Here is a 12,532-nt window from a genome sequence, read left to right as displayed (position 1 = left end):
AGGCTGCCGTTGGATAACGGCAGCCTGTAATTATAACCGAATGAAGACCTCTTGCCTGAACTCCCTTCAAGACAGCATGTCTACAATCGCTTGGTGACCTCTTCGCTCCGCCCATTTAAGCGGTGACGCCCAATCCGATATACCGGAAGGCGATTTATCCGCACCTTGCTCCAGCAGAAAAGCAACCATGTCCCTCTGGCCGTATTTCGCAGCCCAGCCGAGCGGCGTTGTGCCGTACTCCTCTTCCACCGCGTTGATATCCGCACCGTAGTTAAGCAGTAGGCGTGCAAGCTCTGTATCACCCTTTCTCGCCGTCAAATGAAGATAACTGACGCCGAGCCAATTTGCATGATTGGGATCCGCTCCGTGATCGAGCAGCAGCTTTACCATATCGTTTCCGCAGGCATAGCTCATATAGTTGCTTGCATACCACCGTTCCGTCAAGTCGACCTTATAGTTCAACAGCAGTTGAACGATGGAAGTATGGCCGCAGCTGGCCGCTTGCGCTAACGGCCCGTAATCGCCCGCATTCGCCGCTTGCGGATGAACCGCTAATATTTCGCCTGCCAAATCGATCCGGCCAAGATCGCATGCTGCTGTCAGCGACACCGTTCCCCCATGAGCGTACAACATCTGCTGCATTTCATTGAAGCCGCGGCGCATTGCGATATATACGGCATTGCCGGATGCTTCAACCTCTGCATTCGGATCGGCTCCAGCTGCAAGCAGCAGCTTGGCGATCGACAAATGATTGCCGCTCGCAGCGGCATGGAGCGCCCCTCCCCTTGGAGCATCACTCTCCGGCCGATTCGGATCGGCACCGAACTCGAGCAGCGCCTCCACGACATGTACATGCCCGTGCTTGGCCGCATTATATAGCGGAGAACGGCCCGACGTATCCCTGACGTTCGCGAGCTCAGGGCTATTTGCGAGCAGCTGACGCACGTATTCCGTATCCCCAACAGCCGCAGCCGTGCCAATCTCATATTCGGCACCCTTGGAAATCAGATAGCCGACCATAAACCATGAATTTCGTATCGTGTCCGACGGCAGGTCTCGATGCGGGCGATAGAAGTAGTCGCCTGACATCGCCAGATGAACGGGCTTGCAGCCATCTCCTCGAACCGACTCGATATCCGCGCCTCTCTCAAGCAAGGCATCGATTAGCTTCAGCTGCCTTGTCAGAACCGCCCAGTGGATTGGCGTGTTGCCTCGCTCATCGCTGGAATGAATTGCAGCCGGATCGCGATCAATCAGCTGCAAGACTCCGCTCTCATCACGCTCGCGTATCATTGCAGCGACGGTCTCTCCGAGCGGATTGCTATGTAGAGTCCGCTCCAAATGTTCCTTTAACATATCTTCGATCCATTTATGCCCGCGGTCGATCGCTTTTTGCAAAGGCGTATCCACCCAGTTGAGCGGAGATTTTTCCGCTGCAATGGCTCCATGCCTCAGCAGCTGCTCTACGATATTCGCATGCCCTTCCCGTACTGCAAATTGAAGCGGCGAGAAATAACCCCAGCTGCAGTTGGCAAGTGACTCGTCATGCCCTAACAGCCTCTCAACCATTTCGACGTCTCCACTCTCACAAGCAACCATCATTCGCCATACATTGCTTCCATACGTGCCGTCTTCAGACAGATGATCATCACGAACCAGCTCATCCGGCGGATTCAATCGGTCCAGCATCGGTTATAACCTCCTCAATGGTTCTTAGATTCTTAGTACGTTCTATACTGCTAGTCGAATAGTCTATAGTTGCCATTGTATCATGTCCAGAGGTTACCGTGGCGCGCAAGTATAGCTTTGAGCGGGGCCTGATCCCAGATCGACACCCTGGATCGTTATGTTATTGTTATCATTAACGTAGTTAATCTTTAACGTTACGAAAAACCCGCATTCAAATCTTCAATATCTTGAAGCTCTTTCTTCAAATAACTTACCGCCTCCGCTCGATCTTGCTCCTCTTGCTTGTCATATACAATTTGAACCATAAACTCATAAATATCTTCTAATTTCCGGCGAATTCGGTAGAACATCAATGCTCTGTGGTTAATCTCGTAATGCTGATGTGTCTTCCGATAGATCGTTAAAAATTCATTCCAATAAGGCTCGTCCATCAAAAACATAAGATCCGCTTCCACGGGAGCCAGCTTCAATCCTTCCCAATCAATGAGAATGAGCTGCTCTTCGGCTTGCATCATATTCCAGTTATGAAGATCCGTGTGGCAGACTCTCATTTGAAGCTCACTGTTTTGCAATTGTGCAGAAACGATTTTCAAATAGTTAATGCGATTAATAATGGTTTCAATATAAGGAGCCAACAGTGCCTTCATATCACTTGGAAGACGATTGAAATCTGCGCTCAGCATCTTTGTTAATGTTGGAGTAAAAGGAATAAGGAAATCTTCCTTTATCGCTTCCGTGTTTAACGGGATTTCTTCCCCATAGCGATGCAGTTCCGATATGATTTCGGCAAGCTGCCGATATTGAATGTCGTTTAACGCTTGATCCCCTATCGTATTTCCAACAATATATTCATAGAGCTGAAAGATGCCCATGTCATCTTCGCATCTATTTTCTGCGTTTACAGTTAGCAGCGGAACCGGTATCTTGCCTTGCAGGCTGGTTTGCTGCGACAGCCATTGGATTATGGGAACATAGCTGTCGATCAAGGCGGTCCATTTCGGGGTAGAGGTTCTGCTTTTCTCGTAAACCTTCAGAAAATATCGACGCTCGCCGCTAATCACTTGGTAAGCAAGTGCCGACCATCCTCCCTTCTGTGGTAATATGGATGCAGCTTCGATACCATAATGATCCTTCAGCAGCGTTTTATAATTGTTCATAAGCACTCCTTCCCGCGTCTCTATAGATTGCTTAGAGCCAATACTTGATTCACAAATTATACCATTGTCGATCCCGTTCTGTGCACGATTCAATAAAGCCCAACGATCACGTCCTGCTCATGATCATTGGGCTTTATAGGTTTGCGGCGTTTAGCCTTTGAGTTGGTTAGCCAAATCGGCTAATTTCTTACTCTTCAAGAACTGCTCCATCTGCCGCTCGGCGTCAATCACTACCTGTTGAATCAGACATTCGCTGCCGTGATTAAAGCTGCATTCGAACAGGGAAGCCGTACCTTCGATTGCATGAATGACATCCAGAAAGGAGATATCCTCTTGGTTTCGTTTGAGCCGGTATCCGCCATTGGCACCCGATACGGAATGAATTAGCCCCGCCTTGACCAGCTTGGTTAGCATTTTCGACAGATAGGTCTGGGAGACGCCCAGTTTCTCGGCTAAAAGCTGCACGCTTACGGGCTTATCCGGCGCTTCCTCTATTAAATAAAGCATCGCATGGAGAGCATAGTCCGTTGCCTGTGAAAACTTCATAGGATACACCTCGTTATGGACATTATTAGTCCATGATAACGTCAATATAGGATTAAGGCAAGTACGATCTCCGTAAAACCGCTCCGGTCGGCTATCCACATGCAGGAGGCTCCATTTATTCAATCATCACATCGGAGATGCTGTATTTCTTTAAGGATGTCATCGAACATCGCTCGATCTCAGCAAGTACCGGTTCAAGGCTGAACCATCTGCTGCCCTTGCCGTTTGAACCCTTTCTCTCGTGTCTTATTGCTTCGTAGGCATCTGCAAGGGTAATGTCAGCTGCAGGCAAAATGAGTTTATATCCACCATCGCGACCTTCCTTGGCTTCAACGAGGCCAAGTTTCTGCAGCCGGGAAATGGTTTTTCTCAAGTAGACGGCATGTACTTGCAGAAGCTCGGCCATTTCGGCGCTGCTCAACGTCCCTCTTTGCTTCGCCAGAAGCAGGAGAACACCCAGCGTGGCATGAAAACGATCCGTTTCCAATGCCGTATCCATTGCAGCCTCCCCTTTCCGATTCAATCAATATTATGCCTGCTTCCCATCATTGCGATACTTTGTTACAGGTTAAACTCCTCCTCAACTAGATCCATGTTGACAGTCATCGCTGTTTTACTGCCGGAAGCCGCGGCAAAAACCACTTGAGAAGGCCCCACATAAGCCGCATCTCCCGCTGCATAGAATCCCGGGACCGTACTCCTGCCCTGTATATCGACGGCTATGGCTCCAAAAGCAGCAGTGTCGTAACCCAGCTCTTTGGAAAATAAATCATTCAGATGCCATTCGGGCATAATAAACCCACCGCTTCGTTCGATATGAGAACCATCCATAAATTGTACTTGGTTCAACATGCCGTTCTCACCCCGAAATGCTCTGATCGGAGTTTCGATCACCTGAATTCCTTTATGCTCAAGCAGCTCTTTTTGTTCATGGGTTAAAGCGGCATGGCCATTCGTACATACAATCAGATCTCTGCTCCAGCTGTAGAGCAGTTTGATCTTATGAAAAGCCCCGGGTTTGTCGCCTACAACCACCAGCGGCTGATCTCTCAATTCCCAACCGTCGCAATAAGGACAATTGAATAGGCTTTTCCCGTAAAAGTTATGAATGCCCTCAATATCGGGGAGAATTTCTCTTAATCCGGAGGACAGAATCAATTTTCGGGTTTTTACATGTTCGCCGTTCTTGGTTAAGATTTCAAATCCCTTCTCCTGCTTACGAATATCTGTTACTTCGTCCTGCCAATGCTGTACCGACGGATATCTCAGCACCTCATCATAAGCAATGCGCCTAAATTCAGAAGGTGTTATACCGTCTCGTGTTAGAAATCCATGGGAAGCATGAGTAACTCGATTTCGGGGTTGATTATGGTCGAATAGCGCAACGGTCCGCTTCGCCCTTCCAAGCACCAAAGCAGCGTTTAATCCTGCCGGTCCACCGCCAATAATGACACAATCGTACAACATCAGATCCACTCCTTTACAAAGATATTATAGATACACTTTATCTATAAATGTTTCAAAAAAATATCTGAAGCTAATCATTTGGGTTCGTCCAAATAATTATAGACTTCATGTATCTATGATAACCTTTGAGTGAAGGCAAGTCAACAAATTCCGCTTTATTTACAGCATTGCATTTTGATACTTATGTACGTATCTTCAAATCGAGATTCTCCACTTGATGCAGGATATCCTCGCCCGTCTTCTTCCAAGCGGCGAAATCTCTTGCATCGGCCTCTTTCCAGAGCTCATAAACCTCCGAAGCATCGTTGTTGTCGCTGTTTAAAGCAACTCTGATCAGCCCCGCGACTTGCGAAATCAATGTCGGATTCAGCTGTGATTTCACGATGCCAAAATCAATGGTTTCCGTTATCGGATGTACGGGGCGAATTCCGCTCGCAATTAAGATTAGTTCACCAAGTGCGAGGATTGCGCTGCCTTCGTCGACCTCCATATAACCTTCTTCAGACCACGTAGTCTGGATGTAATTGATTTGTTCCTTAATGGAAGATCCGTTCTGCTGCACATCCAGCAGACAATCTCCTGCTCCATCATTATCAAATACTCCTGTGTCCCATGCCCCCATAGGTCTGTAACCTCCTCTGCTTACACAACGAATCTGATTATAACGAGCAAGGCGCCGCGGCAGCTTGCTCGTATTTTTCTTTAACTGCGACCTTCTCCTCTATTACTATGCCCGAGCCTCAAGAAATTCCTTAATGTCATTAATCTTCTGCGTTTTCAGTACCAATTTCTTGGTATCGAAGACAAGGATGACAGGGAGAGTGTCCAGGCTGAATTCTTGCTTGAGATTAAGCACATGATTAGGATCGATAGTAAGCCAGCTGATTCCGCCTGCCATAGCCCCGGGAATCGCCTGAAAAGCTTTCAAGCTGTAATCCGGATTCGAATCGGATTCTTCAATCACGCTGATATGATACTTGCCTTTCTCACGGGAAAGCAAACCGGCACTTCGATAGAGTTCGTCTTTACTCATGGGCAAAATAAGCAGCTCATCAGGGGTTTCCGACTTCGGATCCGGCGGATTGATCTGCAATTTCTGGCCGGTCTTGAGATCGGCAAGCGACAATTTGGTGCCTGCATCATTCTGTATGATCGTACGGGGCAGCACCTTAGCGGTATATTGGACGCCATAATCGGGGATCGATGATCCGCGCAAGTTGCGTTTCGACCATTCGGAGATATCGATGATTACGGTTTGATTCTGCTGATCGATGCTGCTGACGAAACCGATCATTTCATTATCCTTGTAATGCCTGTAAGGGTTGCTTGAACAGCCCGCAGCCAACCAACACAGCGTAATGATTAGAAATACCGCCCAGTTCCGTTTGCGCATATAATCCCCTCTTTCATAGTACTATGGACGGTACGATATCCAAAAATGTTCCGGCTCTGTGTTAAGATTTTTATAACAATAAAAGCACAATCACTTGGATTGTGCTATCAGTATCGCTATATGATTAAATCCAGCCCGCTAGCCCAAGAAAGCAATTGATCTTTTGGTTTTCCGTGCAAATTCGATTGGATTGTCAATGGACTCCCAGTGAATATACATTAATCGAGGCTGCTCATTCAACCAATGATTGTGAAGTGCCGTTACCTTAATGCCATTTCGTTGAAGATTGCGAATTAAGCGATTGGCTTGGTTTTGAAAAAGCGCAGTTTCGCCTAAACAAAGCGCACGTCCTGAACGATCGAGGGACTCAAATGAAAACAGTTGATACCGGACCAATGGTGAGGTTGTTCGTCTTCCTAAAATTGTTGCATTAAGTCTCCTTGCCCGGCTGACAAAACAAACGGGACCTGGATCAATTTCATGCTCCCCGCCTAATATGCTGGCAAATTGGTTACATAATCTATTAAACCGTGGAGTTACCTTAATATTCGCCATTACTAGCCTCCTCTTGGTTTTGAAATAGTGTATTGTAAACCAGAGGAAGGCGTGTATGCGAATGCCCGGTTTGATCAATTTTTAATAATCTTAATGTGAGCTCCGTTACTGCAGCTCAAGTAATCACTCTTCTACGGTCTTATATAGCGACCTTTGTTCCTTACGTTTTGGTTTCTTCTTATCCTGAATCCGCAATTGTCGGGCAATTGTATAACCAATCAGGTATGCTGGCGCTGATGTGTTGCCGTCAACCGTAAATGGAATCGTTGAAGCATCTGCAACCACTAGGCTTTTCACCCCATGAACGTTGCCCAGGCGATCAACAACCCCTCCTTTATTTAGGGGAGCCATGCGCAGTGAACCTTGTTGGTGGTGATTATGTTCGAAATTTTGCTTGATAAACTCTTCCAATCTTGAGTCATCGTCAATTACATCCGGTGTGGGTGAAATAAGCCGATATGAGGGGTCTATGGAAGCCAATTCATCCGCTATATTTTTGACATAAGTTTTGTAGATGTTTTTTATTTTTTCCATGTCATCCTGGTTATCGAGAAACCCTTCATCCGCTAATACGATTTTAAGAGGATCCTTGTTTTGTATTCTAATGAACCCCCGGCTCATGGGACGCAAATAAATGATGGCTAGGGTTAGCGTACGATCGGAACCGATTCCGATAAGTTGAACCGCCCTGCGCTTGGGATTTATACCGGATGGATCCGGCAAAAAAGCTCCTCCCGTATATAGCGAATTAGGATCATTAGAGGGCAATGCATGATCATCCGGATTAGCGGTAAATACGGCAAAGTTCAGCGTGTGATTTCTTAGCCGCTTCCCTACGTTTGGGTTATTGAATATGACGGGGATACCTGCATCTTGAAGTAATTGGGCCGGACCGACTCCAGATAGCATCAATAACTGAGCACTGTTAATGCCTGCTGAAATGATGACTTTCTTACGCGCATAAACCCGGCTTCGCTTACCTCCAATAAGAATTTCCACTCCTATCGCACGTTTGCCGGAAAAGAGCACTCGTAAAACCGTTGATTTGAAGAAGACTTTTAATTTCCGGTCTTTAACACCCTGACCTGCAGGGGTCATGATCTCTTTCGAGAGAAAAGCCGTTGATGAACTTTCTCTCCGGCCATTCGGATTTTGATACAACTGCCATCGAGTAAAGGGACCAATGGGGGTTTTAGGATCGTTGTAATCAAGAATCTCCGAAAATCCCGTTGCGTTCTCAATTGCTGAAGTGAGCTTTTTCCCCATGGACGTGGGGTTAACCGGAGCCTGCCTAATATCAATCTGCCCGCTGAACCCGCGTGCCCTAACATTACTTGTCTTTCCATTATACTTTTCTAATTTCTTAAATCGGCGAATAACCCGTCTAGGAGACCAAACCGGCCCCAATAGTTTTTCCCATTCTCTAATCACGGCTGTTGTCGGCCGAACGTACTGTTCCCCGTTAATCGAGGATCCCCCGCCTAGAAGACGTCCGGTCGTCCATTCGAATGAACGTCCGTCCAATCCGTCCTGCGGAATTCCCTCCCCTTGCCAGAAGTAATTAGGGAAAAACTGTTCCTCCAGCTCCAAAGCAAATTCAGAATTCCTGATCGGGTCGTCCTTGTCGTTATTCTCGCCGGATTCCAGAACGAGAACGGATGTTTTTTTATCATCGGTAAGGGTCTTCGCGATTACCGCTCCGGCAGGACCCGTTCCTACGATAATATAATCAAAGGTTTTTTTCCTATCCATCGATGCTCTCCTTATATCTAGGCTGATATACAATATTACTCACATTAGCCACATGTGTTTGGACTCATCAGGTTTTCAAAATTTTAAACCATTCCATATGCGATGGATAAAGGGAATGAACCAGGGCCCAACAAAAAAAAGTCGCTATCTAAGCGACTTTGATGAAACCAAGTTATGGACTGATTCTACAAATCCTGCGGAAGCTCGGAAGGTACAATGAGTCCGGTTACATCCAATCCGAGCTCGTCTCTTCGCTTCAGATCCTTCAGAAAATCCACAAATCCGATCCGAGGCTGCCAGCCAAGAAAGTTCCTTGCCTCAGTCATATCATGCTGCTCGACTTGAGCAGGAAGCGCAATCTCGTATTTATCGATAAGGGCTGATGCCCCGGGCACCTGCTGCTCGCACCACTCTCTTCCCAGCTGCGCAAAATGGTTCTTGACTTGCTCTGGCATTCCATGGTCGGTATGCACGATCGTTCTGAACAGCTTAAAGGCCTGCCTGTCGGCTGCAGCAAGGGACATGACAGTGGCAGAAGCGATGTCCCGGCGATCCACGCCATTGCGCAGCAGACGGGAGCCAAATTCCAAATAAGGCCGCGGGATAAATTCATGATAGCGAAGCATCGCGATCGAGGCTCCTGTCATCTCGTGGTAGGATCGGCAAAGATCTTCGCCGATGACCTTGCTGACGCTATAGACGGATCCCCAGCCGTAAGCCATTGAAGACGCGTAAACGATCGATCGGATCCCTTCCTGCCTGCACGCTTCAAGCACGTTGTATGTACCGTCGACGTTTACGGCGAATATGGTATCATCGCTTACCGGAGGTTGATGGGCACAATGCCAAGCCGCTAGATGGATGACCCCATCCATTCCTTTGACCGCTTGACGAACGTCCGAGACGGTTCGTGTGTCGCATCTGACGAATTCCGCTGTTCTTAGATCCGTTGCCGCTGACGGAATGACATCCGCCATTCGAACTTTATGGCCTGCTTGCAGCAGCGCACGGCATACCGCCTGTCCGCCATTGCCGGATGCTCCGGTTACGAGTACGTTCATCTCAATGTCTCTTCCTTTCGTTATACGCGTTTATACTTGATTGATCAGACTCATATCATGCTCGGATAACAGCGGACGCACCGATGCCGATACGTTTAAGGCCGCTTGCTGCGCTGTCTTCGCACCTGGAATGGCTGTGGATACGGCCGGATGGCTGAGTACAAAGCGCAGTGCCGCCTGAGACAGCGTGCGATTCTCATCCGCAAGAGGCTTAAGCTTCTCGACTTGTGAGAGGCTCTTCGAGAACCAAGCTTCCTTCGGCCAGTTTTTGCGAATATCCCCTTCTGCGAATTCCGTTCCTTTCTGGAACTTCCCGGTTAGAATACCCATGCGGAGAGGACCGCGTACGACCGCGCCAATGCCGTGCTGATGCAAATAAGGCAGCACTTCGCGTTCCGTGGAACGGTTTAATATACTATAATCCAGTTGAACGGCATCCAGCCCGCCATCACGGTTAAAATGTTTGATGTAATCCAAATTTTCAGTAGAAACACCGACGGCCCTTACTTTTCCGTCGCGCTTCAGCCGCTCGAACGCGCCAAGGAACGCTTCCGTTTCTTCATGCTTATCCCACCAGAGATGACAGAAGTAGACATCAATATAATCCGTCTCAAGCCTCTTCAAGCTGTTCTCGAACGCTTCAATGACTTTATCCGGCTTATCATATACCGGAGCCCCGTTCGGATCCCGGTGATGTCCCATTAGCCCTCCCTTTGTAGAGATGACCAGCTTTTCTCTTCTGCCTTGAATCAGCTTGGCGACAAGCTTCTCGCTTCTGCCGTTCCCATAAACATCCGCAGTGTCGATAAAGTTAACGCCCTGCTCAACCGCTGCTTCCATCGCTCGTAAAGACTGCTCGTCATCAACAGGTCCCCACGCATCTCCGCCAATAGCCCAAGCGCCGAAACCGATTTCGGATACCTCGATACCTGTCTTGCCCAAACTTCTCGTATACATGGAGTACCTCCTTGGAATAGTGACCTGTGGCTATCTTAAACGATTTTCATAGATGCTGGAAGTACGCACTTTAACCGTAGTTTGTTACCTTAAGGTGACCATTAAGAAGGAGATCGTTGTTCCGGCAGAGAATCTCATAGAGGAAATCCTTCACTGCGCATAGGAGGCATAGGTTCATGGGCCATACTGAAGATTACGAATGCTCGATCGAAAAATCACTGCGGATTATTGGCGGGAAATGGTCTTTTCTCGTTATTCGTGAGCTGTTCTTTCACGGAAAGAAACGGTTCAGCGAGCTCAAGAGCTCCATCAACGGCATCAGCTCCAAATCGCTCACGGAAACGCTCCGGCATCTGGAGGAGAATCAAGTTGTGATTCGTGAGATTTATGCGACTGTCCCGCCTACCGTCGAATACCGACTGACGAGCAAGGGAGAAGCGTTTAACGGCATTTTGCATGAAATGAAGAAATGGGGACGCGATTGGGCGTAAATTTAAAGGTATCCTTCACAATGAAGGATACCTTTGTTCGTTGATTAGCCAATAACCCAATACGTACAAATCGTTAGCGTAAGTTGGACTCTGATTTATTTGCCATACTTCTTATCGATCAGCTCTTGAATATACTCCGTCATGTGATCCAGGAACGCTTTTGGCGATAATGAACCGTCCATAACCTTTGGCCATTTGTCATCAAACTCCGGAAAGTAATCGACGGGAATTAGAGACTCAAGATGACTGTGCTTCACTTCTTTCATCGCTTCATAAGCAACCTTCAAAGCCGGATTCGTCTTCGCTTGTTCGACGAGATACGGATTTTCGATCTTCGCGGATAGCCAGCCAAAATGCTTCAGCAACGATTCCGCGCCCTCGTTGGTAGAAGTCATCCACTTCACCAGTTCCCATGCGGCATCTTTGTTTTTCCCGCCGCTCGTCATCCCCATTCCCCAACCGCCGAACCATAGCGAGTTGAGAGGCATCGTCGTAACGCCTAGATCGGGGTTTTCCTTAAGTCGATTGACAACGGTTGTGGAAAATTCAGGCTGCATGAGCTGCTTGCCGGCTTGAAACCGGTTGGTGTTTTCCGGCAAGGAAGCTTGCAGTTCGCTCAATCTTTTCTCATCGATATTCTCGTTCTTGAACCTGACCATCCATTCCAGCGCTTCTACGATAAGCGGATCGTTGAAATTAGCTTTACGGGTTTCCGGATCATAGAACGTTTTCGTCGTTGCCCCGTTCGCATAAGCCCATGTCTGCAATGTATTCCGGGTCGAACCGATCGATTCATGAGGAGCGAATGTCGTCATCTCCTGCTTTCCGTTATCCGTTACCCAAAACTTTTGAAAGAAATCATTAATTTCTTCTAGAGAGTTTAATTCAGGGAATTCGGTGTAACCGTATTGATCCAAAATATCTTTATGATACACGAGGAGCAGATTCGCCCCGTCTTGCAAAGGAAGTCCCCACACCCCATCTTCTACGTAACCATCGAATGCAGGCTTATAAAACAGGCTTGGATCCACATCCGGGTCCATCTCGATATACGGCGCCAAATCTTCCACGAATTTATCTTCTCTCCATGCCGGTACCGTATTGAACATCATGATCAAATCAGGGGTCATCCCAGCTGCAACTAGCGCAGGAAGATCATTGATATTCTGTTCCAACAGTTCAACTTTAATGTTGGGGTAAACCTTCATGAAATCGGCGAACACATTATTGAATTGTTCTTCATAACCGAATCCCCAAGGTGAAAGAAACTTTAAATCCGCCTTCAATTCCTTCTTATCAACCACCGTTTGCTGCTTATTCTCTTCCTCTTTCCCGGACTCATTGGACTTCTGGTCATTAGCGGACGTGTTCTCCGGCTGGGGCTGGTTCTCCGGCGTATTTGTCCCGGAGCTGCAGCCCGTTAAGGCTACCATCAGCATTAACACGCATGCCATTACATAAGAT

13 protein-coding genes are annotated in these 12,532 nt (G+C 47.6%); 1 reads left to right on the top strand and 12 read right to left on the bottom strand.

The annotated features are described in order from the left end of the window. Positions 1-66 precede the first annotated feature (66 nt). The 11 genes from L1F29_RS16375 to L1F29_RS16325 all read right to left on the bottom strand — a co-directional run bounded on the left by L1F29_RS16375 (position 67) and on the right by L1F29_RS16325 (position 10,577). Positions 67-1,689, bottom strand: coding sequence for an ankyrin repeat domain-containing protein (locus tag L1F29_RS16375; protein ID WP_258389363.1), 1,623 nt, complete (start codon positions 1,687-1,689; stop codon positions 67-69). A gap of 194 nt (positions 1,690-1,883) precedes the next feature. Beyond that, entirely contained in the window at positions 1,884-2,846 is a 963-nt protein-coding gene (locus tag L1F29_RS16370) for an aminoglycoside phosphotransferase family protein (protein WP_258389704.1), read from the bottom strand. 150 nt (positions 2,847-2,996) lie between these two features. Further along, the gene (locus L1F29_RS16365; protein WP_258389362.1) at positions 2,997-3,392 is read right to left on the bottom strand and encodes an RrF2 family transcriptional regulator; all 396 of its coding nucleotides are present in this window, start codon (positions 3,390-3,392) and stop codon (positions 2,997-2,999) included. A gap of 115 nt (positions 3,393-3,507) precedes the next feature. Beyond that, entirely contained in the window at positions 3,508-3,891 is a 384-nt protein-coding gene (locus tag L1F29_RS16360; protein ID WP_258389361.1) for an Rrf2 family transcriptional regulator, read from the bottom strand. A 62-nt stretch (positions 3,892-3,953) separates the two neighbouring features. After that, the gene (locus L1F29_RS16355) at positions 3,954-4,859 is read right to left on the bottom strand and encodes an NAD(P)/FAD-dependent oxidoreductase (protein WP_258389360.1); all 906 of its coding nucleotides are present in this window, start codon (positions 4,857-4,859) and stop codon (positions 3,954-3,956) included. Between the two features lie 181 nt (positions 4,860-5,040). Next, positions 5,041-5,481: a DUF4259 domain-containing protein gene (locus L1F29_RS16350; protein WP_258389359.1), complete on the bottom strand. Its 441-nt coding sequence runs from the start codon at positions 5,479-5,481 to the stop codon at positions 5,041-5,043. A gap of 105 nt (positions 5,482-5,586) precedes the next feature. Then, positions 5,587-6,252, bottom strand: a complete 666-nt coding sequence (locus L1F29_RS16345; protein WP_258389358.1) for a hypothetical protein — start codon at positions 6,250-6,252, stop codon at positions 5,587-5,589. A 138-nt stretch (positions 6,253-6,390) separates the two neighbouring features. Continuing rightward, positions 6,391-6,807: a DUF1259 domain-containing protein gene (locus L1F29_RS16340; protein WP_258389357.1), complete on the bottom strand. Its 417-nt coding sequence runs from the start codon at positions 6,805-6,807 to the stop codon at positions 6,391-6,393. A 123-nt stretch (positions 6,808-6,930) separates the two neighbouring features. Beyond that, positions 6,931-8,559 carry a GMC family oxidoreductase gene (locus L1F29_RS16335; RefSeq protein ID WP_258389356.1) on the bottom strand — a complete coding sequence of 543 codons (1,629 nt, stop codon included), beginning with the start codon at positions 8,557-8,559 and terminating at the stop codon, positions 6,931-6,933. A gap of 185 nt (positions 8,560-8,744) precedes the next feature. Next, positions 8,745-9,620: an NAD-dependent epimerase/dehydratase family protein gene (locus tag L1F29_RS16330; RefSeq protein ID WP_258389355.1), complete on the bottom strand. Its 876-nt coding sequence runs from the start codon at positions 9,618-9,620 to the stop codon at positions 8,745-8,747. A 30-nt stretch (positions 9,621-9,650) separates the two neighbouring features. Next, complete coding sequence (locus L1F29_RS16325) at positions 9,651-10,577, bottom strand: aldo/keto reductase (protein ID WP_258389354.1); 927 nt, start codon at positions 10,575-10,577, stop codon at positions 9,651-9,653. A 176-nt stretch (positions 10,578-10,753) separates the two neighbouring features. Between L1F29_RS16325 and L1F29_RS16320 the strand changes: the two genes are divergently transcribed. After that, positions 10,754-11,068 (top strand): winged helix-turn-helix transcriptional regulator, encoded by a 315-nt coding sequence (locus tag L1F29_RS16320; RefSeq protein ID WP_258389353.1) that lies wholly within the window; start codon positions 10,754-10,756, stop codon positions 11,066-11,068. Between the two features lie 95 nt (positions 11,069-11,163). On the opposite strand, the gene L1F29_RS16315 is transcribed toward L1F29_RS16320, so the two are convergent. Further along, entirely contained in the window at positions 11,164-12,522 is a 1,359-nt protein-coding gene (locus L1F29_RS16315) for an extracellular solute-binding protein (RefSeq protein ID WP_258389352.1), read from the bottom strand. Positions 12,523-12,532: the final 10 nt, after the last annotated feature.

This window comes from Paenibacillus spongiae (genome assembly GCF_024734895.1).
GTDB lineage: Bacteria > Bacillota > Bacilli > Paenibacillales > Paenibacillaceae > Paenibacillus_Z > Paenibacillus_Z spongiae.
The sequence above is the reverse complement of the archived record's forward strand: the minus strand, read 5'-3'. Positions and strand labels throughout refer to the sequence as shown.